Source organism: Telluria sp. B2, from assembly GCF_051789535.1.
GTDB lineage: Bacteria > Pseudomonadota > Gammaproteobacteria > Burkholderiales > Burkholderiaceae_D > Telluria.
Genome location: NZ_CP196525.1, coordinates 3,721,813 through 3,744,338, shown reverse-complemented (window position 1 = coordinate 3,744,338; position 22,526 = coordinate 3,721,813). Strand labels below are relative to the sequence as shown.

Annotated in this window: 16 protein-coding genes and 2 tRNA genes; 14 read left to right on the top strand and 4 right to left on the bottom strand. The window is 64.2% G+C overall.

The window, feature by feature from the left end; translation table 11 throughout:
• The first annotated feature begins 265 nt into the window (after nt 1–265).
• The 4 genes from carA to ACSUZJ_RS16600 all read left to right on the top strand — a co-directional run bounded on the left by carA (nt 266) and on the right by ACSUZJ_RS16600 (nt 5,736).
• The gene (gene carA / locus ACSUZJ_RS16615) at nt 266–1,429 is read left to right on the top strand and encodes a glutamine-hydrolyzing carbamoyl-phosphate synthase small subunit (protein WP_499409971.1); all 1,164 of its coding nucleotides are present in this window, start codon (nt 266–268) and stop codon (nt 1,427–1,429) included.
• Nucleotides 1,430–4,660 carry a carbamoyl-phosphate synthase large subunit gene (carB, locus tag ACSUZJ_RS16610; RefSeq protein ID WP_499409969.1) on the top strand — a complete coding sequence of 1,077 codons (3,231 nt, stop codon included), beginning with the start codon at nt 1,430–1,432 and terminating at the stop codon, nt 4,658–4,660.
• 126 nt (nt 4,661–4,786) lie between these two features.
• The gene (gene greA, locus ACSUZJ_RS16605) at nt 4,787–5,266 is read left to right on the top strand and encodes a transcription elongation factor GreA (RefSeq protein WP_313705681.1); all 480 of its coding nucleotides are present in this window, start codon (nt 4,787–4,789) and stop codon (nt 5,264–5,266) included.
• Complete coding sequence (locus tag ACSUZJ_RS16600; protein WP_499409967.1) at nt 5,266–5,736, top strand: DUF4149 domain-containing protein; 471 nt, start codon at nt 5,266–5,268, stop codon at nt 5,734–5,736. The genes greA and ACSUZJ_RS16600 overlap by 1 nt, the downstream gene beginning before the upstream one ends.
• Nucleotides 5,737–5,811: 75 nt before the next feature.
• On the opposite strand, the gene yhbY is transcribed toward ACSUZJ_RS16600, so the two are convergent.
• Complete coding sequence (gene yhbY, locus ACSUZJ_RS16595) at nt 5,812–6,282, bottom strand: ribosome assembly RNA-binding protein YhbY (RefSeq protein ID WP_499409966.1); 471 nt, start codon at nt 6,280–6,282, stop codon at nt 5,812–5,814.
• A gap of 42 nt (nt 6,283–6,324) precedes the next feature.
• Here yhbY and ACSUZJ_RS16590 point away from each other — a divergent pair, with 42 nt between their 5' ends.
• The 6 genes from ACSUZJ_RS16590 to ACSUZJ_RS16565 all read left to right on the top strand — a co-directional run bounded on the left by ACSUZJ_RS16590 (nt 6,325) and on the right by ACSUZJ_RS16565 (nt 11,675).
• Nucleotides 6,325–7,011 (top strand): RlmE family RNA methyltransferase, encoded by a 687-nt coding sequence (locus tag ACSUZJ_RS16590; protein ID WP_499409965.1) that lies wholly within the window; start codon nt 6,325–6,327, stop codon nt 7,009–7,011.
• Between the two features lie 190 nt (nt 7,012–7,201).
• A complete protein-coding gene (gene ftsH / locus ACSUZJ_RS16585; RefSeq protein WP_499409964.1) occupies nt 7,202–9,088 on the top strand; it encodes an ATP-dependent zinc metalloprotease FtsH in 1,887 nt (628 codons plus the stop codon).
• 107 nt (nt 9,089–9,195) lie between these two features.
• On the top strand, nt 9,196–10,032 hold the full coding sequence (gene folP, locus ACSUZJ_RS16580; RefSeq protein ID WP_499409963.1) for a dihydropteroate synthase: 837 nt from the start codon (nt 9,196–9,198) through the stop codon (nt 10,030–10,032).
• Between the two features lie 22 nt (nt 10,033–10,054).
• A complete protein-coding gene (gene glmM, locus ACSUZJ_RS16575; protein WP_499409961.1) occupies nt 10,055–11,392 on the top strand; it encodes a phosphoglucosamine mutase in 1,338 nt (445 codons plus the stop codon).
• A gap of 55 nt (nt 11,393–11,447) precedes the next feature.
• A tRNA-Pro gene (locus tag ACSUZJ_RS16570) sits at nt 11,448–11,524 on the top strand.
• A gap of 74 nt (nt 11,525–11,598) precedes the next feature.
• Nucleotides 11,599–11,675 (top strand) — tRNA-Arg (locus ACSUZJ_RS16565).
• A gap of 131 nt (nt 11,676–11,806) precedes the next feature.
• Here ACSUZJ_RS16565 and ACSUZJ_RS16560 read toward each other — a convergent pair.
• Nucleotides 11,807–12,883, bottom strand: a complete 1,077-nt coding sequence (locus tag ACSUZJ_RS16560) for a M28 family peptidase (protein ID WP_499409960.1) — start codon at nt 12,881–12,883, stop codon at nt 11,807–11,809.
• Between the two features lie 215 nt (nt 12,884–13,098).
• Between ACSUZJ_RS16560 and ACSUZJ_RS16555 the strand changes: the two genes are divergently transcribed.
• Complete coding sequence (locus ACSUZJ_RS16555) at nt 13,099–14,052, top strand: MBL fold metallo-hydrolase (RefSeq protein WP_499409959.1); 954 nt, start codon at nt 13,099–13,101, stop codon at nt 14,050–14,052.
• A gap of 21 nt (nt 14,053–14,073) precedes the next feature.
• Here ACSUZJ_RS16555 and ACSUZJ_RS16550 read toward each other — a convergent pair whose 3' ends face one another.
• On the bottom strand, nt 14,074–15,357 hold the full coding sequence (locus ACSUZJ_RS16550; protein ID WP_499409957.1) for a family 1 glycosylhydrolase: 1,284 nt from the start codon (nt 15,355–15,357) through the stop codon (nt 14,074–14,076).
• 120 nt (nt 15,358–15,477) lie between these two features.
• Here ACSUZJ_RS16550 and ACSUZJ_RS16545 point away from each other — a divergent pair, with 120 nt between their 5' ends.
• The 3 genes from ACSUZJ_RS16545 (at nt 15,478) to ACSUZJ_RS16535 (ending at nt 20,816) form a co-directional block, all read left to right on the top strand.
• Nucleotides 15,478–17,202: an energy transducer TonB gene (locus tag ACSUZJ_RS16545; protein ID WP_499409956.1), complete on the top strand. Its 1,725-nt coding sequence runs from the start codon at nt 15,478–15,480 to the stop codon at nt 17,200–17,202.
• A 157-nt stretch (nt 17,203–17,359) separates the two neighbouring features.
• A complete protein-coding gene (locus ACSUZJ_RS16540) occupies nt 17,360–18,490 on the top strand; it encodes a polysaccharide biosynthesis/export family protein (protein ID WP_499409954.1) in 1,131 nt (376 codons plus the stop codon).
• Between the two features lie 43 nt (nt 18,491–18,533).
• On the top strand, nt 18,534–20,816 hold the full coding sequence (locus ACSUZJ_RS16535; RefSeq protein ID WP_499409953.1) for a polysaccharide biosynthesis tyrosine autokinase: 2,283 nt from the start codon (nt 18,534–18,536) through the stop codon (nt 20,814–20,816).
• Nucleotides 20,817–21,021: 205 nt separating this feature from the next.
• On the opposite strand, the gene ACSUZJ_RS16530 is transcribed toward ACSUZJ_RS16535, so the two are convergent.
• The gene (locus ACSUZJ_RS16530; RefSeq protein ID WP_499409952.1) at nt 21,022–22,263 is read right to left on the bottom strand and encodes a right-handed parallel beta-helix repeat-containing protein; all 1,242 of its coding nucleotides are present in this window, start codon (nt 22,261–22,263) and stop codon (nt 21,022–21,024) included.
• Between the last annotated feature and the right edge of the window lie 263 nt (nt 22,264–22,526).

The following is a 22,526-nucleotide window of genomic DNA, read 5'->3' as shown; positions in this document are numbered from 1 at the left end:
GCAAAGTCCGTTGAAGCACGGAAAATCCCAGCTCAGCAGTAAGTAAAAACACCCATTTAGCCCCGTTTCGATCCGTCGGTACATTGCCGGCCCACCCGATCCGCGCTATAATTTGGGGGTTTAGCCATTCACTTACTTGCCGTAGCGCCTACCTCCCATTCCTCATTCCAAACGACCTCCAAACTCGGACACGCTTCGCACGTCCGTGGGCCTTGGATGTCGGTCTGACGTGGCGCAGCTACGGTAACTTTATTGGGAGTTACCCTTGCCGCCATTTTTTTCTGGCCCAGCCGTCCCAGCCATCCTGGCCCTCGCAGACGGAACGATTTTCCGAGGTTATTCCATTGGTGCCGCCGGTCACACGACCGGTGAAGTGGTGTTCAATACCGCGATCACGGGCTACCAGGAAATCCTCACCGACCCCAGCTACTCGCGTCAGATCGTCACCCTGACGTACCCGCACATCGGCAACTACGGCGTCAACAGCGCCGACGTCGAAGCCGGTAAAGTCCACGCAGCAGGCCTGATCATCCGCGACCTGCCGCTGATGGCGTCGAATTTCCGTTCCACCCAGTCGCTGTCGGATTACCTGAAGGCCGAAAATGTCGTGGCAATCGCCGGCATCGATACCCGCAAGCTGACCCGTCTGCTGCGCGAGAAGGGCGCCCAGGCCGGCGCCATCCTCACCGGCACCCAGGGCAACCAGCCGTCGGAAGCGCAAGCGCTGGAACTGGCGCGCTCCTTCCCGGGCCTGGCCGGCATGGACCTGGCCAAGGTCGTGTCCGTGAAAGAGCCTTACGTCTTCACCGAAACCGAGTGGAAACTCGGCCAGGGCTTCGGCAAGCAGGACAACCCGCAATACCACGTCGTCGCCTTCGACTATGGCGTCAAGCGCAACATCCTGCGCATGCTGGCCGAGCGCGGCTGCAAGGTCACCGTGCTGCCCGCCGAGTCGACCGCCGAGGACGCACTCAAGCTCAATCCTGACGGCATCTTCCTGGCCAACGGTCCGGGCGATCCGGAACCCTGCGACTACGCCATCAAGGCCACCGCCGAGCTGATCGAGAAGGGCATTCCGACCTTCGGCATCTGCCTGGGCCACCAGATCATGGCGCTCGCTTCCGGCGCGAAGACCATGAAGATGAAGTTCGGCCACCACGGCGCCAACCACCCGGTGCAGGACCTCGATTCGAAGAAGGTCCTGATCACCTCGCAGAACCACGGCTTCGCGGTCGATCCGGAAACCCTGCCTGCGAACTGCCGCGTGACCCACGTCTCGCTGTTCGACGGCTCGCTGCAGGGCTTTGCCCGCCTTGATAAGCCAGCCTTCTGCTTCCAGGGCCACCCGGAAGCATCGCCCGGCCCGACCGACGTAGCCTACTTGTTTGACCGCTTCATCAGCCTGATGCAAGCCCAGGAGAAGAAATAAATGCCAAAGCGTAGTGACATTAAAAGCATCCTGATCATCGGCGCCGGTCCGATCGTCATCGGCCAGGCCGCGGAGTTCGACTATTCCGGCGCGCAAGCGTGCAAGGCCCTGCGCGACGAGGGCTACAAAGTCATCCTGGTGAACAGCAATCCGGCGACGATCATGACCGACCCGGAAATGGCCGACGTGACCTACATCGAGCCGATCACCTGGAAGGTGGTCGAGCGCATCATCGCCAAGGAGCGTCCGGACGCGATCCTGCCGACCATGGGCGGCCAGACCGCGCTGAACTGCGCGCTCGACCTGCACCGCAACGGCATCCTGGAAAAATACAATGTCGAGCTGATCGGCGCCTCGCCGGAAGCGATCGACAAGGCCGAGGACCGCTCCAAGTTCAAGGATGCGATGACCAAGATCGGCCTGGGTTCGGCACGCTCGGGCGTGGCGCACACCATGGAAGAATCGCGCGCCGTGCAGCGCGAGCTGGGCTTCCCGGTCATCATCCGTCCGTCCTTCACCATGGGCGGCACCGGCGGCGGCATCGCCTACAACGAGGAAGAATTCGAAGCGATCTGCAAGCGCGGCCTGGAAGCCTCGCCGACCTCGGAGCTGCTGATCGAAGAGTCGCTGTTGGGCTGGAAAGAGTACGAGATGGAAGTCGTGCGCGACAAGGCCGACAACTGCATCATCATCTGCTCGATCGAAAACCTGGATCCGATGGGCGTCCATACCGGCGACTCGATCACCGTCGCGCCGGCGCAGACGCTGACCGACAAGGAATACCAGATCATGCGCAACGCGTCGATCAACGTGCTGCGCGAGATCGGCGTCGACACCGGCGGCTCGAACGTGCAGTTCGCGATCAACCCGCAGGACGGCCGCATGATCGTCATCGAGATGAACCCGCGCGTCTCGCGTTCCTCGGCGCTGGCATCGAAGGCCACCGGCTTCCCGATCGCGAAGGTGGCGGCGAAACTGGCTGTTGGTTTTACCCTTGATGAACTGCGCAACGAGATCACCGGCGGCGCGACCCCGGCCTCGTTCGAGCCGTCGATCGACTACGTCGTGACCAAGATCCCGCGCTTCGCCTTCGAAAAATTCCCGGCCGCCGACAAGCACCTGACCACCCAGATGAAGTCGGTCGGCGAAGTCATGGCTATGGGCCGCACCTTCCAGGAATCCTTCCAGAAGGCCCTGCGCGGCCTGGAAGTGGGCGTGGACGGCCTGAACGAGAAGACGCGCGACCGCGAAGTCATCGAAGAAGAACTGGGCGAGCCAGGTCCGGAGCGCATCTGGTACGTGGGCGACGCCTTTGCCCAGGGCTTCACGCTGGAAGAAGTGCACCAGCTGACCAAGATCGATCCGTGGTTCCTCATCCAGATCAAGGAAATCGTCGACATCGAGCTGTGGCTGGACCACCAGAAGCTGGAGTCGCTGGACAAGCCGACCCTGTACAAGCTCAAGCAGAAGGGCTTCTCGGATGCGCGCCTGGCCTTCCTGATGCACACCACGCAGGCCGCGGTGCGCGAGCGCCGTCACGCGCTGGACATCCGCCCGGTCTACAAGCGCGTCGACACCTGCGCCGCCGAGTTCTCGACGAATACCGCCTACATGTACTCGACCTATGACGAGGAATGCGAGGCCGCCCCGACCGACAAGAAGAAGATCATGGTGCTGGGCGGTGGCCCGAACCGCATCGGCCAGGGCATCGAGTTCGACTACTGCTGCGTCCATGCTGCGCTGGCGATGCGCGAAGACGGCTACGAGACCATCATGGTCAACTGCAACCCGGAGACCGTGTCGACCGACTACGACACTTCGGACCGCCTGTACTTCGAATCGCTGACCCTGGAAGACGTGCTCGAGATCGTCGACCTGGAAAAACCGGTCGGCGTGATCGTGCAGTACGGTGGTCAAACGCCTCTGAAGCTGGCGCTGGACCTCGAAGCGAACGGCGTGCCGATCGTTGGCACCTCGCCGGACATGATCGACGCGGCCGAAGACCGCGAGCGCTTCCAGAAGCTGCTGCAGGACCTGGGCCTGCGCCAGCCGCCGAACCGCACCGCGCGCACCGAAGCCGAGGCGCTGAACCTGGCCCAGGAAATCGGTTATCCGCTGGTGGTGCGTCCGTCCTACGTGCTGGGCGGCCGCGCGATGGAGATCGTCCACGAGCAGCGCGACCTCGAGCGCTACATGCGCGAAGCGGTCAAGGTCTCGAACGATTCGCCGGTGCTGCTGGACCGCTTCCTGAACGACGCCATCGAAGTCGACGTCGACTGCATCTCGGACGGCGAAACCACCTTCATCGGCGGCGTGATGGAGCACATCGAACAGGCCGGCGTGCACTCGGGCGATTCGGCCTGCTCGCTGCCGCCTTATTCGCTCTCTACCGAGACCATCGATGAACTCAAGCGCCAGACCGCGCTGATGGCGAAAGGCTTGAATGTCGTAGGCCTGATGAACGTGCAGTTCGCGATCCAGCAATCGGAAGTCGACGGCAAGACGGTCGATACGGTGTTCGTGCTGGAAGTGAATCCGCGCGCTTCGCGTACCGTGCCCTTCGTGTCGAAAGCCACCGGCATCCAGTTGGCGAAAGTCGCGGCACGCTGCATGGTCGGCCAGAAGCTGGCGGAGCAGGGCATCACCAAGGAAGTGACGCCGCCGTTCTACAGCGTCAAGGAAGCCGTGTTCCCGTTCGTGAAATTCCCGGGCGTCGACACCATCCTGGGACCGGAAATGAAGTCGACCGGCGAAGTGATGGGCGTGGGCGAGACCTTTGGCGAAGCCTTCGTGAAGTCGCAGCTGGGCGCGGGCATCAAGCTGCCGGAGTCGGGCAAGGTCTTCCTGTCGGTGAAAAGCTCGGACAAGCCGCGCGCCGTGAAAGTGGCGCGCGACCTGGTCTCGCTGGGCTTCTCGCTGGTGGCGACCAAGGGCACCGCAGCCGTGATCGCCGCGGCAGGCCTGCCGGTCACCGCCGTGAACAAGGTGATCGAGGGCCGTCCGCACGTGGTCGACATGATCAAGAACCACGAGATCGAGATGGTGATCAACACGGTCGAGGAAAAGCGCAGCGCGATTGCCGATTCGCGCACCATCCGCACCTCGGCGCTGGCGGCGCGCGCGGTGACCTACACCACGATCGCCGGCGCGGAAGCGGCGATCCAGGGCATGCGTCACCTGAGCGAACTGAAGGTCTACGATTTACAAGGCCTGCATAAAACCTTAAACTAAGCATCAAGTAGTACCCGTCAAACCACAGAGTTCGCGCGGCTTGCGTCGCGCGCCTCTGTGGTTTTCACTTGTACGTCCACAAATAACCGGAAAACCCAGGTTTTCAGTCAGCAGAAGCGAATTGATATGAACACTTCCGTACCGCTCACCAAATACGGCGCCGAACTCCTGAAGGAGGAACTGCATCAGCTCAAGACCAAGGAACGCCGCATCGTCATCGACGCGATCGCCGAAGCGCGCTCGCACGGCGACCTGTCGGAGAACGCCGAGTACGACGCCGCCAAGGAGCGCCAGGCCTTCGTCGAAGGCCGCATCGCCGAACTCGAAGGCAAGCTGAGTGCCGCCCAGATCATCGACCCGGCGACCCTGGACGCCGAAGGCCGCGTGGTGTTCGCCTCGACCGTCGACCTGGAGGACCTGGAAAACGGCCAGAAGGTCAGCTACCAGATCGTCGGCATCGACGAAGCCGACCTGAAGCTGAACAAGATCTCGGTCACCTCGCCGATCGCGCGCGCCCTGATCGGCAAGTACGCCGGCGACGTGGTCGAAGTACAGGCCCCGTCCGGCCCGCGCGAATACGAAATCCTGGAAGTGCGCTACGTCTGATGGCGTCCCTCTCGGCCCGCGCTTCTTCCCGCTTGTCCGGCGCACGCCTGCTGGTCGCAAGCCTGTGGGCCGGCGCGCTCTGGGTGCTGGGCTACGTGGCCGCGCCGGCGGTGTTCTCGATCGCCTCGGGCACGACCGCCGGTGACATCGTCGGCTTGTTCCTGCATCGCCTCGCCTGGATCAGTTTTGCCTGCGCGGCGCTGATGCTGGTGCTGGTAAAGGCATCGCCCGATCTCGATGGCGCGCGGCGCCGCTTCCTGAACCTGCTGGTGCTGGCGATGCTGGCCTGCGCGCTCGTCATGTATGTGGGCCTGCAGCCGGCGATGGCGGCCATGCGCGAGGCCGCGGGTCCCGAGGGTATCCGTGCTTCGCCGCTGTGGACGAAGTTCGCGGTCATGCATGGGGTGTCGCAGCTGTTCCACCTGACCGAAAGCGGGCTGGCGGCGGTGTTGCTGCTGAAGAGCCGGTAAGGTCGGGGGATGCGTAGGGTGGGCACAGGGCGCCCACCCTACGTAAAAAGAAACCGGGGAGGCCCCGGTTTCTTTTTACTTGTTCAGCGCCGATTTCTTGGTGCTGGTCTGGCGTGGTTTGGCGCGCTTGATGTTGCCGCCCGCGGTCACGCGTTCGTTACCCTTGAGCATAACCTTGGTCACGCTCGGCTTCTTGGTCCCGCTGGCGCTGGCCTTGACGATGGTGACTTCGCGCATGCCCTTGCCGGCCTTGCTGCTGCGTTCCTTGACCGCTTCCTTCTTCGGGCGGTAGAGCACCAGCAGCTTGCCGATGTGCTGGACCGGCGCCGCGTCCAGCTCTTCGCAGATCTGTTCGTACATGGCGACGCGCGCTTCGCGGTCGTCGCCGAACACGCGGACCTTGATCAGGCCATGGGCGTCGAGGCTGGTCGCGATTTCCTTCATGACGGACTCGGTCAGGCCGGCTTCGCCGATCATGACGACAGGATTGAGCCCATGGGCTTCGGCGCGCAGCGCGCTGCGCTCGGCCGGAGTGAGTTTAAGCATAATAATTTTTGGATGTACCTATAAAAGCAGTATTCTACGCGAATGGCCAAGAACAAATTAAACAAAAACTGGTTGCACGACCATATTAACGACCCGTACGTCAAGCTGGCGCAGAAAGAGGGCTATCGTGCACGCGCCGCCTTCAAGCTCAAGGAAATCGACGAAAGCGAAAAACTCATCAAGCCGGGCCAGGTCATCGTCGACCTCGGCTGCACCCCGGGCAGCTGGGCGCAGTACACCCGGCGCAAGCTGGCCGGCAGGGAGGGCGGGGGCATCAACGGCACCATCATCGGCCTCGATATCCTGCCGATGGAGCCGATCGCCGACGTCCTCTACATCCAGGGCGACTTCCGCGAGGACCTCGTGCTGGACCAGCTGGCTGTTGTTTTGGAGGGACGCCGGGCCGACCTGGTGCTGTCGGACATGGCTCCGAATCTCTCCGGGATTCCCACGGCCGACGCTGCGCGGATGGAACACCTGATCGATCTCGCGATTGAGTTTTCTCAAATGCATCTGAAGCCGGGCGGCGCATTGTTGGTGAAGTGTTTCAAGGATATGGGTTTTACCCAGATCGTCGAGAAGTTCCGCACTGAATTCAAGACAGTCAAGCAGATCAAGCCGAAGGCAAGTCGCGACAAATCGTCGGAAATCTTCCTGCTCGGGCGTGGTCTGAAGAATCCAGCGGAATATAAATCGTCGGCGCCGGGCGATCCGGCCCTTGATATTTGAGATCGCAACCGCACATGCACGCCGTGATGCTCCGCTCGGCACGCGCGTACCGCGTAGACGTGCCGCACGGAACTGGAAAAAGTGGCAATATGGCATCATGGGGGCCTGTGCGTAGCACGGCCTGCTTATTGCAGGTAAAATCGGCAAATCTCACATTGGAATTGGTGCGATTCGCATCGAAGGAGTTTTCGTGAATAATATGTTTTCCAAATCTGCCATCTGGGTGGTGGTCGCGCTGCTGTTGTTCATGCTGTTCAAGCAGTTCGACAATCACAGCCCTGCTGGCGGCAGCAAGACCATCGCTTATTCCGAGCTGCTCGACGATGTGAAGGCACGCCGCATCAAGGATGTCGTGATCGAAGGCCAGAACATCACGGCCACGCGCTCGGACGACACCAAGGTGCGCGCCACCGCGACCATCCTCGACCGCGGCCTGATCGGCGACCTGCGCGAGAACGGCGTGCGTTTCGACGTCAAGCCGCCCGAGGAGCCATCCTTCCTGCAGCAGGTGTTCATCTCCTGGTTCCCGATGCTGCTCCTGATCGGCGTCTGGGTCTTCTTCATGCGCCAGATGCAGGGCGGCGGCAAGGGCGGGGCTTTCTCGTTCGGCAAGTCGAAGGCGCGCATGCTCGATGAAACGAACAACAGCGTCACCTTCGCCGACGTCGCCGGCTGCGACGAAGCGAAGGAAGAAGTCAGCGAGATCGTCGACTTCCTGAAAGACCCGACCAAGTTCCAGAAGCTCGGCGGCCGCATTCCGCGCGGCGTGCTGATGGTCGGTCCTCCGGGTACCGGTAAAACCCTGCTGGCGCGCGCCATCGCCGGCGAAGCGAAAGTGCCGTTCTTCTCGATCTCGGGTTCCGACTTCGTCGAGATGTTCGTCGGCGTCGGCGCATCCCGCGTGCGCGACATGTTCGAGAACGCGAAGAAGCACTCGCCCTGCATCATCTTCATCGACGAGATCGACGCGGTCGGCCGTCACCGCGGCGCCGGCATGGGCGGCGGCAACGACGAACGCGAACAGACCCTGAACCAGCTGCTGGTCGAGATGGACGGCTTCGAAGCCACCTCGGGCGTCATCGTGATCGCCGCGACCAACCGCGCCGACGTGCTCGACAAGGCGCTGCTGCGTCCGGGCCGTTTCGACCGCCAGGTGATGGTGGGCCTGCCGGACATCCGCGGCCGCGAGCAGATCCTGAACGTGCACATGCGCAAGGTGCCGATCGGCGCCGACGTCAAGGCCGACATCCTGGCGCGCGGCACCCCGGGCTTCTCGGGCGCCGACCTCGCCAACCTGGTCAACGAAGCTGCGCTGTTCGCTGCGCGCCGCAACAAGCGCCTGGTCGAGATGGGCGACTTCGAGGACGCGAAGGACAAGATCTACATGGGTCCGGAGCGCAAGTCGATGGTCATGCGCGAAGAGGAACGCCGCAATACGGCTTACCACGAGTCTGGCCACGCGGTGGTGGCGAAGCTGCTGCCGAAGGCCGACCCGGTGCACAAGGTTACGATCATGCCGCGTGGCTATGCACTGGGCCTGACCTGGCAGCTGCCTGAGCACGACAACCTGTCCGGCTACAAGGACAAGATGCTGGAGGAAATCTCGATCCTGTTCGGCGGCCGTATCGCCGAGGAGATCTTCGTCGGCCAGATGTCGACCGGCGCGTCGAACGACTTTGCCCGCGCAACCAAGCTGGCGCGTTCGATGGTGACCCGCTTCGGCATGTCCGAGAGCATGGGCGTGATGGTCTACGAGGACAGCGAGAACGAAGGCTTCTTCGGTGGCGCCACCAAGACCATCTCGGAAGCGACGCAGCAGAAGGTCGACGCCGAGATCCGCGCCATCCTCGACACCCAGTACGCGCTGTCGCGCCGTCTGCTGGAAGAGAACCGCGACAAGGTGGAAATGATGACCAAGGCACTGCTCGACTGGGAAACCATCGATGCCGAGCAGATCAACGACATCATGGCCGGCCGCGAGCCGCGTCCGCCGAAGACCGGCATCCTGACCAAGCGTACGCCGCCGGGCGACAGCGGTTCGGGCGGTGTTGCCACCAACGCCACCGCGCCGGCTTGATCGCCCCGTCAGCTTGAGCTTCTAGTACCAACCTGCGCAAAAGGCATCCCCCCTGGATGCCTTTTGCGCGTTAACGCCCCTTATATTTTCGACCTTTCTTTTCTCATATGCGTCAATTCCTGCAGTGTGGCCGCTTCCGCTTCGAGCTGGGGCGGCGTCCCCTCGTCATGGGGATCCTGAACGTCACTCCCGATTCATTTTCCGACGGCGGCTCCTATCCCTCGCTCGAGTTCGCGGTGTCGCGGGCCGAGGAGATGGTCGCCAGCGGCGTCGACCTGATCGACATCGGCGGCGAGTCGACCCGCCCCGGCTCGCCCAGCGTGCCGGTTGCGGAAGAGCTGGCGCGCGTGATGCCGGCCCTGTACGCACTGCAGGAAGCAGGCAAGGCCCTGTCGGTCGACACCTGCAAGCCGGAGGTCATGCGCGAGGCGATCATCGCCGGCGCCGACATGATCAACGACATCAACGGTTTCCGCGCCCCTGGCGCGATCGAGGCCGTGGTGAACAGCGATTGCGGCCTGTGCGTCATGCACATGCAGGGCACGCCCCAGGACATGCAGGCCCAGCCCGTTTACACGGATGTCGTGCGGGAGGTGATCGATTTCCTGCGCGAGCGCGTCGACGCGCTGCTGGCAGCCGGTGTCGACCGCGAGCGCATCTGCGTCGATCCGGGCCTCGGCTTCGGCAAAACCGTCGAGCACAACTACACGCTGCTGCGCAATACCGGCCGCATCGCCGAGGAGCTCGGCCTGCCGGTGCTGATCGGGCTGTCGCGCAAGTCGATGATCGGCGCGGTCACCGGGCGCCCGGTCGAAGAGCGCCTGGCCGGCAGTGTTGCAGGCGCGTTGGCTGCTTTTGCTCATGGCGCTAAAATTGTGCGAGTGCATGATGTTGCAGAAACAGTCGATGCGCTGAAGGTATGGCGCGCGGCGACCATTGATTGACCCCACAAGAAAGAGAAGAAGCATGGCACGCAAATATTTTGGTACCGATGGCGTTCGTGGCGAAGTCGGCGTTGCGCCGATCACGCCTGATTTCGTGATGCGCCTCGGCTATGCAGCCGGCAAGGTGCTGGCCAAGGACAATGCCGCCGGTACCCGGCCGACCGTCCTGATCGGCAAGGACACCCGCATCTCCGGCTATATGCTGGAAGCGGCGCTCGAAGCGGGCTTCTCGGCCGCCGGCGTCGACGTGATGCTGGCTGGCCCAATGCCGACCCCGGCCATCGCCTACCTGACCCGTGCCTTGCGCCTGCAGGCGGGCGTGGTCATCTCGGCCTCGCACAATCCCTTCCAGGACAACGGCATCAAGTTCTTTTCGGAACACGGCACCAAGCTGCCGGACAGCGTCGAGCTCTCGATCGAGGAAGCGATCGACCAGCCGATGGATTGCGTGTCGTCGGACAAGCTCGGCCGCGCGACCCGCCTGCGCGACGCCCAGGGCCGTTACATTGAATTCTGCAAGAGCACCTTCCCGAACGAACTGGACCTGCGCGGCCTGAAGATTGTCGTCGACAGCGCCCACGGCGCCGCCTACAACATCGCACCGCACGTCTTCCACGAACTGGGCGCCGAAGTGGTCTCGATCGGTGCGACACCCGACGGCTTCAACATCAACGCCGGCTTCGGCGCCACCTCGCCGAAGGCCTTGTCCCAGGCCGTGGTCGAGCACAAGGCCGACCTCGGCATCGCGCTCGACGGCGATGCCGACCGCCTGATCATGGTCGACGCCACCGGCCGCGTCTACAACGGCGACGAGCTGCTCTACCTGATGGTGCGCGACCGCATGGCCACCGGCGAAGTGGCTGGCGCGGTCGGCACCCTGATGACCAATATGGCGCTCGAAGTGGCGCTCAAGGAAATGGGCGTGGGCTTCGCGCGCGCCAAGGTCGGCGACCGCTACGTGCTGGAAGTGATGCAGGAGCGCGGCTGGATCCTGGGCGGCGAAGGCTCGGGCCACCTGCTGGCGCTCGACAAGCACACCACCGGCGACGGTATCGTCTCGGCCTTGCAGGTGCTGTCGGCACTCAAGCGCAGCAACAAGTCGCTGCAGGAATGCTGCGGCGAACTGAAGCTCTACCCGCAGACCCTGATCAACAAGAAAGTGCCTGCTGGCTTCGACTGGACCAAGGACGAAAGCCTGGTGAGCGAGAAGGAAGCCGTCGAGCGCGAGCTGGGCGACGCCGGCCGCGTCCTGATCCGCGCGTCGGGCACCGAGCCGCTGATCCGGGTGATGGTCGAAGCCAAGGAAGCCGAGATGGCCGAGCGCATGGCGCGCAGGATCGCCGACAAGCTCGCCGCCTGAAGGGCCGGCCCTCACATTGACGCGCCACTCCCGGCGGGGTATGATCAAACCCAATCGGAGTGTGGCGCAGCCCGGTAGCGCACCTGGTTTGGGACCAGGGGGTCCAAGGTTCGAATCCTTGTACTCCGACCACAGGCTTTACAGGCGGGCCGTCTTTCCGACGGCCCGCTTTCATTCCGCCCGGCTTTTCTTTTGCCAGGCACATACTGCCCATAGCTCAGTTGGATAGAGCATCAGCCTTCTAAGCTGAGGGTCGCTGGTTCGAACCCAGCTGGGCAGGCCAATCGACACCCCACCTTTCCCGACCGGTCAGCATAGACGCTGCAGCGAGCCAGCGCGCATCGGCTCGACCATTGTTGCGACATCCGCAGCCCCTGCCGCAGCCATCCGGCGCCGCGGCAGGACCACGCACGATCAGCGGCGCTGCTCCTGTACGCCCAGGTACTTCGCCGCCTTCGGATTGCCCCTGTTCCATTTCGGCGCTTCCGTGCTGTTGGCGATATTCCAGATCGCCAGCGCCACCGCGCGGTTTACTGCCGCCATGTTCTCGTAGTCGATCTTGTCCCAGTGGTCGCCCGCGCCGTGGTAGTCGGGAAAAGCATAGGCCACGCTGACGGTGTGCGCCGGAATGCCCTGGTCGGCCAGCGCCTGGTTGTCGCTGTGGGCAAAATACTTGTCGCTGTTGACCGGATGCTTCCAGACCTTGATGCCGGTCTGTTCGCCGGCCTTCTTCAGGGTTTCGCCGACGTCCGAGAAATCGTAGCCGGTCACGGCAAAGGCCAGCTTCTGCGGGCCTTCGCTGTCGTCGGTGCGGCCGACCTGTTCCAGGTTGATGCCGGCCACCGTCTTTTCGATCGGCACCAGCGGATTGGCGCCGTAGTAGCGCGAGCCGACCAGGCCGTGCTCCTCGCCGAACACCATCATGAAGACGATGCTGCGTTTCGGACGCTGCTTCTGGGCGCCGAACGCCTTGGCCAGTTCGATCACCGATACCGTGCCGCTGCCGTCGTCGTTCGCGCCGTTGAAGATGCCGTCGCCTTCGCCGGGTTTGAGGCCGACGTGGTCGTAGTGGGCGGTCACCAGGATGTAACTGTCCTTCAGCGCCGGGTCGGAACCGCGCAGGATCCCGACCACGTTGCGCACTTTGACGGGGGCGCCCGGCGCCGCGTTCTTGTCGCGCCGCGGGTTGATGCGGCTCCAGTCGGCGGTCTGGAAGTAGGGCTCGTCGCCCAGCGGCTCCAGGCCCGCCGCGCGGAATTGCGAAGCGATGAACTCGGCGGCGATGTCGAGTCCGCGCGAGGGCGTACCGCGTCCTTCCAGCGCGTCCGATGCCAGGAAGGCGAGATTGCCGCGCATGGCCGTGGCCGAGATGCGGTCGAGGACCGGCGCTGCCTCGAGGACTGGCGCGGCAGGGCCGGCGGCAGCCGCGAGCGGCGCGGCGATCGCCAGTGCTGCGTGCAGCACGGCGCGTGAGAGGAGGCGTCGGGTCATTGGCATATGGTTGTCCGCGTCTGCGGTGTCGTTCAGGTTGGTGAAGTGGCAAAACCCGACAAGTATATCGCCGGGCAGGCAAGCAGGCGAGCGCCAAGTGCTCGGCCATGGCCGATGCGTCTTGTTTGTTTGCAAACGGACGCCGCATGGCAGGGCTTCATGGTAGCGTTGCCGGGTCGCGGGCTCCTGGCGGGCCCGATCATCATGGAGCCTTTATGCCTGTCAGTCGCCTGTTGGGAAGCGCGGTCCTGTCCGTCGCGCTGAGCTGCACGTTTGCCGCCACCGCGTTCGCCCAGACGCCGGCGGACAACGTCGATACCTTCACCCTCAAACTGCCGGCTGGCGATCCAGCCGCCGCCCGTGCGGAAAGCGGCACGGTGCAGTTCATCGGGACGGCCACCGTCATCATCCGCTACCAGGGCTTCACCATCCTCACCGATCCGAATTTCCTGCACAAGGGCGACCATGTGCACCTCGGCTACGGCTTGACCTCGCAGCGCCAGACCAACCCGGCAATCGACTTCGACCAGCTGCCGCCGATCGACCTGGTGGTCCTGTCGCACATGCACGGCGACCATTTCGACCAGCTGGTGCAGGAAAAGCTGCCGCGCAACACCCCCATCGTCACCAACAAGGAAGCGAGCGAAGCGCTCAAGAAGATGGGCTTCACCCAGCGCTTCGCCCTGAGCGAATGGGACCGCCTGGAAGTGAGCAAGGGCGAGGCGCGCCTGCGTATTACTGCGACGCCTGGACGCCATGGGGCGGCAGGCGTGTCGGTCCTGCTGCCGAAGGTGATGGGCAGCGTGCTCGACTTCGGCGCCAGCCCCGAGACGCCCGACTACCGGATGTACATCAGTGGCGACACCCTGGTCTACGACGATATCCATACCATCCCGCAGCGTTTCCCGGGCATCGACCTGGCGCTCCTGCACCTGGGCGGCACCCGCATCCTGGGCGTGTTCAAGGTGACGATGGACGGCAAGGACGGAGTGCAGATGCTGCAGATTATCCGGCCGAAGAAGGCGATCCCGATCCACTACAACGATTACGACGTCTTCAAGTCGCCGCTCGCCGATTTCGCGCGCGAAGTGAAGGCGGCCGGGCTGGAGGAGGGCGTGGTCTACCTCGCGCACGGCGAGACCTATACGTTTACGCCGCGTAAGCGCTAGATGTTCGGGGAAAGCCTCGCGCTACTGGCCTAGCAGGCTGCCGCTCACGGGCGACGCGGGATCGATGGTCGAGAGCTCGCTGTCGTATTCCTGCGGCATCACCACCGGCACCTGCAGGCAGATGCTCTTGGTCGGCAGCACGGTTTCCCACGAACGCACCAGCTCGCGATAGGCCACGCCCACGGGCCGGATCTTGCGGTCGAGGTCGAACAGGCCCAATGCATTCACGTTGCCGTTGTTGACCCTGAGCGCACTGTCCCAGTCGACCTGGTCGGTGAGCGAATACCAGGTGAAGCCGATCAGCGGCACGCCATTGTTGCGCACCCGCAGCACGTTCGCCCATTCCTTCTTGAGCCAGTACACGGCCTCGTCCCCCTGCGGTCCCTGGCACAGGTTCGTTTCCGTGTGCATCACCGGCAGCCGGTAGCGGTTGTAGTACTGGTGCGTGATGACCGCATAGCCGAAGATCTCGCCGGCCGCACGCGTCATCCCGTCGGCCGATACATAGTGCTCGTTGGTCTGGTAATAGTCGTTCCCCATGATGCAGTGGTGCTTCAGGTTATGCTGGAGGAAGAAGTGGTATTCCTCGCGCCGCATCCCGTTGTCCAGCAGGTATTCGTACATCTCCGAATCGACGCGCCGTCCATAGTTCAGGTCGAGCGCGAGGAAGCGCAACGCATTCTTGATCTCGGCCGGACCAATGGCGTCGGGCGACTCGGCATGGAAATACTCGGTCGATTCGCTCTGCACGAACAGCGCGTCGGGACGGACCTTGAGTATCTCGTGCATCGCCAGGATGTTGGCTTTCACCAGGTGCTTGATCGCCGTGACGAAGGCGGCGTCGGTGCGCAACTGTTCGTTCCACCATCCGTAGAGCGTCGAGAACACGGCGCAGATCCACATCTCGTTGATCGGCGTGTACATCTGCACCCAGGGATAGCGTCGCGCAAAGGCGCCGGCGTAGCTGGCGAAGAGTTCGGGGAAGTCGGGATTCTGGAAATTGCCGATCCAGTCGGGTACGCCGAAGTGGCAGAGGTCGACGATCGGTGCGATATTCCGGCGGCGCAGGTCGGTAAAAGCGAGGTCGGCAAATTCCCAATCGTAGTGCTCGGGTCCGAGGTGGGTCCGGTGCAGGGGGGGGCCATAGCGCAGCACACGCAGGCCCAGTTCCTGGACCAGGTCGAAGTCGAGCGACCAGTGCGCGTAATGACCGCATTTCTCGAGCTCGTCCATGCGGGTGCGGCCACCATCGATGGTCGGATTGCTGTTCTCGATACCCGTTGCGAAAATAAAACCTGGATGCATCGGCGCCTCCCCTGGTCGGCATTGCCTCCAGTATTGTCCACGGATGTGGCGATTGCTAGCGTGCGCAAGCGTCCTTAAGTAAACGTTAAGCTAGGTGCTCAACCATACAGCCCGCAGCGCATGAGCTACGCCGCCTCCGCTTCGCCGCACGCAAACGACGTCGCCAACCGCCGCATGCTGGCCGGCCTGCTGCTGTCGCTCCTCGTGCATGCCGTGATCCTGTCGATCCAGTTCGGGGTGCCGGGAATGCTGGCGGGAGCCACGGGACCGATCGCCGTTACCCTGGCGCCGTTGCCGCCGCAAGCCTCCGGGCCGGTTCCGCCATCGCCGGCAGCGCCGCCGCTTCCCGATGCGTCGGCGTCACCGGCGCCGCGCATGGCCGCCGCGCCGCCGCTCCCACCTGCGCCATCGTCCGGTTTCCAGTTGCGCGATCCGGTGCCGTTGGCGCCGGCGCCAGCGCCGGCCAAGCCGCCGGCGCGCCAGTTGGCCAAGCGCCGCCGCCTGCTGCGCCGCCCAGCGCCACCGCCGCTTCGAGAGGCCCTGGAAACGCCGGTGATCGCACAGCAGGACAATCCCGATGCCGCTTTCAGGCTGCCGCTCCCCGGGCTGGCGGTCGAGTCCCAAGAGGAGCCTCAGAGCGAGCCTCAGCTTGCCGCAGCCGACCAACCGGCGGTCGAACCGACGCCCCCGGAGACCGCCGCGCAGGACGAGGCCGAGGCGCTGGCGCGAGAGCAGGAAGACGAGCGGGAACGCGCGCGCCTGGCCGCCGAGGAAGAGCGGCGCCGCGTGCGCGCGGAAGAGGAACAGGAAAGGCTGGCCGCGGTGCGCGCCGAGGAAGAGCGGCTTGTGCGCGAGCGGCAACGTGAGGATGAGCGGCTTCGGCTGGCCGCCGAGCAGCAGCGAGTCGATGAGGAAGGCCTGCGTGCTCGCGCCCTGGAAGCGCGGCGCCGGCGCGCGGAGGAGGCGCGCCTGGCGGAACTGCGCGAGGCCGGGGAGCGTGAGCGGATCGCCGCCGCGCAGCGTCAGGTGGACGCGCAGCGCGAACTGGCCCGGCAGCGGGAAGAAGCGCTGGCGCGTGAGCGTCAGCTTGCGCTGCAGCGGGAACAGGAAGCGGCCGCACATGCGCTGGCCGAGCAGGCGGCGCGCCAGCGCGAACTGGAGGAAGAGGCGCGCCGTGCCGAGCAGATCGCGCGCCGCAAGCTCGAGCAGGCACTCGAGGAGCGCCAGCGCGAGGCGGATGTCGCGCGCCGGCAGGCCGAACAGGCGGCGCAGGCCGAGCGTGCCCGCCAGGCGGCCCTGGCCGGGGCGGACCGCACGGGCGACGCCGGCCTGGCTCCGGGGCCGGGGAAGGGCGCAGGCGGCAGCGCCATTCCACGCGGCATGCTCGGCAGCGACCTGGCGCTGCGCGCCCGCGAACTGATGCGTGGGATCGACATCCCGGCCGACCCGCCGGCGGCCCTGCGGCCGGCCCAGCAGGCCGCCAGGCCACGGCGCGCCATGGTCGCCTCGAACGAGCGCGATGTCCCCTTGCGCATGTACGTCGACAGCTTCCGCCAGAAGATCGAACGCAACGCGGCCCAGATCCAGATGCGCCTGTCGGCCATTCCCGCACGCGTGGACCCGATCGTCAGCGTGGCCGTGCGCAGCGACGGCAGCATCGACGAGGTCACGATCCTGCGCTCGAGCGGGCGTGCCGACACCGACGACGCGGTGCGGCGCATAGTGCACCTGAACGCGCGCTACGCCGCGTTTCCGCCGAACGTGGCGGCGCGTTTCGACGTGATCGAAATCCGCCGCATCTGGACCTTCGCCGAGACCCTGAAGCTGCTCGAAGAGGTGCGCTGAGTCCACTTTTTCGTCATGCGCAATGGATGGCGTACTTGCCCAGGGTCCACGGGCTTACCTGAGCCTGCCGTTTGATGTGCAGCAAAGCTGCCGGTGATGGACGCCTTACGCTGACTTGGTCAGCCTGACAAGGCACCCATTTATCATAGGCAAGCCCATGGATTTTCCAAAAGAAATTTCGTATTTGCGCCTGGTGGTCGTAGCAAGTGCGCTCGCGCTTGCCGGCTGCGCCACTGGCCCGCAGTTCCGCTCCAGTGATGGCGCCGCCGCGGCCGACCCGCCACCCCCGACCGAAATGATCACCGAGCAGTTGATCGCCGCCGAGAAGCAGGCCAATGCCGAACGCGGCGACCAGGACCTGTCGCAACTGCTGGTGCCGCATCCACCGCCCTACACGATCGGCCGCGGCGACATCCTCTCCATCGTGGTCTGGGACCACCCGGAACTGGCCGCCGGCGGCATGACCGCCGCTGCCGCGTCGAGCGATGCCGTCGTCGCCGTGGCGGGCGCCACTGCCAACATTGCCCAGCCGGGCTTCGCAGTCGACCACCAGGGTCGTATCCAGTTTCCCTTCGCCGGCCTGCTGCCGGTCGAGGGCCTGACCGAGGAGCAGGCGCGCGCGCTGCTGACGCAAAAGCTGGCCAAGTACATCGCCAACCCGAACATCACGCTGCGTGTGCAGGCCTACCGCAGCAAGCGCGTGTACATCGACGGCGAGGTCAAGTCACCCGGCCTGCAGGCGATCAACGACATCCCGATGACCCTGGTCGAAGCGCTCAACCGCGCCGGCGGCCTGCTGCCCTCGGCCGACCAGAGCCGCATCGCGCTCGAGCGCGGCGACGCCCGCTACAGCATCAACCTGCGCGAACTGGTCCAGAAAGGGATCAACCCCGGCAACGTGATGCTGGCGCCGGGTGACGTCGTGCGCGTCCACTCGCGCGACGAGAGCAAGGTCTTCGTCTCGGGCGAAGTCGTCACGCCGCGCGCGCTGACCATGCACAACGGGCGCCTGACCTTGAACGAGGCCTTGGGCGAGACTGGCGGCATCAGTCCCCTGAGCGGTGATGCGCGCCAGATCTACGTGGTGCGCAAGACCCCCGAGCGCACCCGCGTGTTCCAGCTCGACGCCCGGCTCACCGGCTCGCTGGCCATGGCCGAATCGTTCGAGCTGCGTCCGAAAGACGTGGTGTACGTCGCGGCCTCGCCCCTGGCCAACTGGAACCGCCACCTGAGCCTGCTGTTCCCCGGCGCGCTGACCTCTGCGGTCGGCGTCACCACCCGTCCTTGACCTTGCGTCCCGACCACACCGTCCGTCACGAACAGAAACGATCATGACCAAGCCCGCCGACAACCATTCCCTGGCGCACGTCACGCACAGCCCGCCGATCCTGAGCGTGCCGTTCGACCCGCGTCCGCCGCTCAACACGACGGACGAGCCGGCAGTCGACCTGAAGGGGCACTTCAATACGCTGTACGACAACCGCTGGCTGATCGGTGGCATCACGGCCCTCATCACCCTGATCGCCGTGCTGTACGCGCTGGTGGCCAAGCCCGTGTACGAGGCCAACCTCATGATCCACGTCGAGGAGGAAAGCCCGAACGCCTCGAAGAACATCCTGAGCGAAGCGTCGTCGCTGTTCGAGACCAAGAAGGCTGCCATCGCCGAGATGGAGCTGCTGCGCTCGCGCATGGTCGTGTCGCAGGCGGTCGACAACCTGCAGCTCTACATCGAGGTGCAGCCGAAGTATTTCCCGGTCGTGGGCTTCTGGTTCGCGAACCAGAACAATGGCGAGCTGTCCACGCCGGGCCTGTTCGGCTATGGAGGCTATGTATGGGGCGGTGAAAAGGCCGAGGTGACGGTGTTCGACGTGCCAGAATCATGGCTCAACCGAGAGTTCACGCTGACCGCCCGCGGCTTCAACCGCTACCACTTCTCCGGTGGCGGCCAGCGCCTGGCCTTCGAGGGGACGGTCGGCCAGCGCTACCGCGTGCAGACCCCGGATGGCACGGTCGAGATCAAGGTCGACGGCCTGTATGCGAATCCGGGCGCGCGCTTTCGCCTGAAACGCAAATCGCGCCTGGGCACCATCCAGGCCATCCAGACCGCGATGGTGATCACCGAACAGGGCAAGCAGTCCGGCGTCATCCAGGTCAAACTGCAGGGTGAAAACGCTAAGCGCATCAATGCCTTGCTGAGCGAGATCGGACGCGAATACATGCGCCAGAACCTCGCCCGCAAGACCGAGGAAGCCGAGAAGTCCCTGGCCTTCCTGAACAAGCAGCTGCCGATTCTGAAGCGCCAGCTGGAGCAGTCCGAGGACCGCTATAACCAGTTCCGCAACCTGCATGGCACGGTCGACCTGCGCGAAGAAGCGCGCGTCAGCCTGGCGCAGGCCACTGCCGCGCGGGCGCGCCGCATCGAATTGCTGCAGAAAAAGACCGAATTGCTGGCCCGCTTTACCGAGGATCACCCGATCGTCGCCGCGATCAACCGCCAGCGCAAGGAAGTCGATGCCGAGATCGAGGAAATATCGGCGCGCATCAAAACCCTTCCCGTCCTCGAACAGGACGAAGCCCGGCTGACGCGGGACATCAAGGTCAACACCGACCTCTATACGGCCCTGTCGAACACGGCCCAGCAACTGCGCTTGATCTCGGTCGGCCGCGTCAGCAACGTTCGGCTTGTCGACGCACCGATCCCGCCCGAAAAGCCACTCAAGCCCAACCGGCCACTGATCGTGGCGCTGGCGGTGATCACCGGCCTGCTCATCGGTACGCTGCTCGCGCTAGCGCGCAAGGCCCTGAGAGGCGGCATCGACGACCCGCAAAAGATCGAACGTCTGTTGAACGCCCGCGTCGTGTATGCGTCGATCCCTCACAGCACCAACCAGGACAAGCTGCTGCGCAAGTCGCGCGGCGAGACGGCGCCCTTGCCCTTGCTGGCTCAGATCATGCCCGAGGATGCGGCGGTCGAAAGCCTGCGCAGTTTCCGCGCCGCGCTGCAGTTCTCCATGCCCCACTTCAAGAACAACATCGTCATGTTCGCTGGTCCGACGCGCTCGATCGGCAAGTCCTTCATTTCGGCCAACTTTGCCGCCGTCATGGCCTCGAGCGGCAAGCGCGTGCTGCTGATCGACGCCGACCTGCGCAATGGTCACCTGCACCGTTATTTCGGGATCGGGCGCGAGCGCGGACTGTCGCGCTCGATCATTGGTTCGATGCCGATCGAAGACATCATCCACCATGACGTCATGGACAACCTCGACTTCATCCCGACGGGTGAATTGCCGCCGAACCGCTCGGACTTCCTGCTGCACCTGAATTTCGGCGCACTCCTCGAGTCGGTCAGCAGCCGCTACGACCTGGTTCTGATCGACCCGCCGCCTATCCTGTCCGTGGCCGATTCGCTTATCATCGGCGCCCACGCCGGCGCTGTTTTCATCGTGGCGCGTGCCGGGGTGACCACTGAAGCGCAAATCAACGAGTCGGTGAAACGCCTCCATCATGCGGGCATCTCGCCGCAGGGCGTGCTGTTCAACGATATGGCGCTGCGGCTCGGCGCAAGCTCGACACATTACGGGACGACCACCGCGCAGATCGGGTATGTCACCTGACAGTCTCGCGGTGGCGCCACCGCTGCAATCAGCAGAACGTCAGGTCTTGTTGACGCTCGGGCATCGAAAAGCCGATGACGCGACAGCGCTTCCCGACACCTGCATTCGTGCATGAAAAAGCCCCGACAAGCTGGACGATTCCAGCTTGTCGGGGCTTGTCCTTCATTCCAGTCCTGGCGCCGGGCGGCGCCAGTGCAGGAACAGATTAGTACTCGTAAGCGCCGATGTCGTGTGCGCCACCGCGCGGACGGGCCACGCCAGCGAAGTCGAGCTTCGGGGCGCGGGTCGCGGTGCCCTTGTTGATGGCAGGCGAAGTGCTCTTCAGGCGGTAGTCGCCGGTGCCGTTCACCTGGTAGTTGACGAACTGCGGTTCGGCCGAGACGGTGCCGGTAACAGTGCCCTTGGCGAGGAAGGCGCGGCCGGTGTTGAACACCAGGTTGTTGGCGTAGCGGTTGTTGGTGCCGACCTTGCCCATCTCGGTGATGCCGTAGCCGTTACGGTAGACGATGTTGTTGGCCACGTAGTTGTTGCTGGTGCCGGCAGCGGTGGCGCCGCTGTCGCCATGACCGATCACGATGCCCATCTTGTTGCCGAAGATGGTGTTGTTGACGAAGGTGTTCGACGTCGCGCCGTGCCAGCTGTTGATACCGACCGACGCCACGCCCGAGATGATGTTGTTCGAGACGGTGTTGTTCTGGTTGGTCAGGTAGATGCCCTGCACGGTGTTGCAGCTCTGGGCAGCGACCCACTGGGCGCCGACGTTGCGCACCACGTTCGAGTCGATGACCGCGCCGCCGCCGGCGCCCCAGGCGTCGATCGCCGCGCCGCCGCTGCCGTTGCAGCCGCCGGTGACCTTCAGGTCGTGCACGAAGTTGTTCGAGATGATCTCGTGGCCGCCTTCGGCCAGGATGCCGATACGGCCGGTGCCGGTGATGTCGAAGCCGACGATGTCGACGTAGGCGCCTTTCGAGTTCCAGCCGAGGCCAGTGCCCGAGAAGACGATCTTGGCGCCCCATTTCACGTCCGACTGGAAGCGGATGCGGGCCGAGGCCGTGCCGCTCTTGGTGGTGCGGATGCCGGCGCTCGACAGCGAAGGCGCGGCGACGGTGTAGGTGCCGGGAGCGACGTGGATGACGTAGCCGGCGCGGGCCAGGGCGTCGGCGCGGGCGATGGTTTTCACCGGCTTGGCTTGCGTGCCCGGGTTCGAGTCCGAACCGGTCGGCGAGACGTACAGGTGGCCGGTGACGGTGGTCGCGCTCGAGAGCACGGGAGCGGTGGCGACGACCGGTTCGGCGGCGGCGGCGCTCGGAGCAGCCGAATCGTAGGCCGGCTCGACGAGCATTTCCTTGGCGGTCTGGGCGGAGGCGGTACCGGCCAGCAGGACCATGGCGCTGGCGCACAGGAGTTGGTTGATACGGACGTTTGCAACGAGAGGAGCGAATTTCATCAGAACTTACCCTAGCTAAATAGCGTGAAAGAGTAAGCTTTGAGGGAGGGAAACTTCCTAAGTTCAATGTTTTGAGGAAAAAATTTCCGCGCGTTATGAAGACGTGCATACAGTTTCTCATCAGCTAATGCGCTGATGAGTCGCCAGTGGCGTTACCATTGTTGAAATGCAGATTAGTGGAGTTCCTATGGACTTGTAGGAATGCCATCCCGGCGGCAGCGGCTTACAGCGCTGTAGCGAAGTCCAGTTCAAGGAAATGGCGA

Coding starts and splice junctions, on each gene's coding strand:
- ACSUZJ_RS16540 (WP_499409954.1), top strand. CDS start 17,360: ATGGATTTTCCAAAAGAAATTTCGTATTTGCGCCTGGTGGTCGTAGCA.
- greA (WP_313705681.1), top strand. CDS start 4,787: ATGAACACTTCCGTACCGCTCACCAAATACGGCGCCGAACTCCTGAAG.
- ACSUZJ_RS16600 (WP_499409967.1), top strand. CDS start 5,266: ATGGCGTCCCTCTCGGCCCGCGCTTCTTCCCGCTTGTCCGGCGCACGC.
- carB (WP_499409969.1), top strand. CDS start 1,430: ATGCCAAAGCGTAGTGACATTAAAAGCATCCTGATCATCGGCGCCGGT.
- ACSUZJ_RS16545 (WP_499409956.1), top strand. CDS start 15,478: ATGAGCTACGCCGCCTCCGCTTCGCCGCACGCAAACGACGTCGCCAAC.
- ACSUZJ_RS16530 (WP_499409952.1), bottom strand. CDS start 22,263: ATGAAATTCGCTCCTCTCGTTGCAAACGTCCGTATCAACCAACTCCTG.
- folP (WP_499409963.1), top strand. CDS start 9,196: ATGCGTCAATTCCTGCAGTGTGGCCGCTTCCGCTTCGAGCTGGGGCGG.
- glmM (WP_499409961.1), top strand. CDS start 10,055: ATGGCACGCAAATATTTTGGTACCGATGGCGTTCGTGGCGAAGTCGGC.
- ACSUZJ_RS16590 (WP_499409965.1), top strand. CDS start 6,325: ATGGCCAAGAACAAATTAAACAAAAACTGGTTGCACGACCATATTAAC.
- ACSUZJ_RS16560 (WP_499409960.1), bottom strand. CDS start 12,883: ATGACCCGACGCCTCCTCTCACGCGCCGTGCTGCACGCAGCACTGGCG.
- yhbY (WP_499409966.1), bottom strand. CDS start 6,282: ATGCTTAAACTCACTCCGGCCGAGCGCAGCGCGCTGCGCGCCGAAGCC.
- ACSUZJ_RS16555 (WP_499409959.1), top strand. CDS start 13,099: ATGCCTGTCAGTCGCCTGTTGGGAAGCGCGGTCCTGTCCGTCGCGCTG.
- ACSUZJ_RS16535 (WP_499409953.1), top strand. CDS start 18,534: ATGACCAAGCCCGCCGACAACCATTCCCTGGCGCACGTCACGCACAGC.
- ACSUZJ_RS16550 (WP_499409957.1), bottom strand. CDS start 15,357: ATGCATCCAGGTTTTATTTTCGCAACGGGTATCGAGAACAGCAATCCG.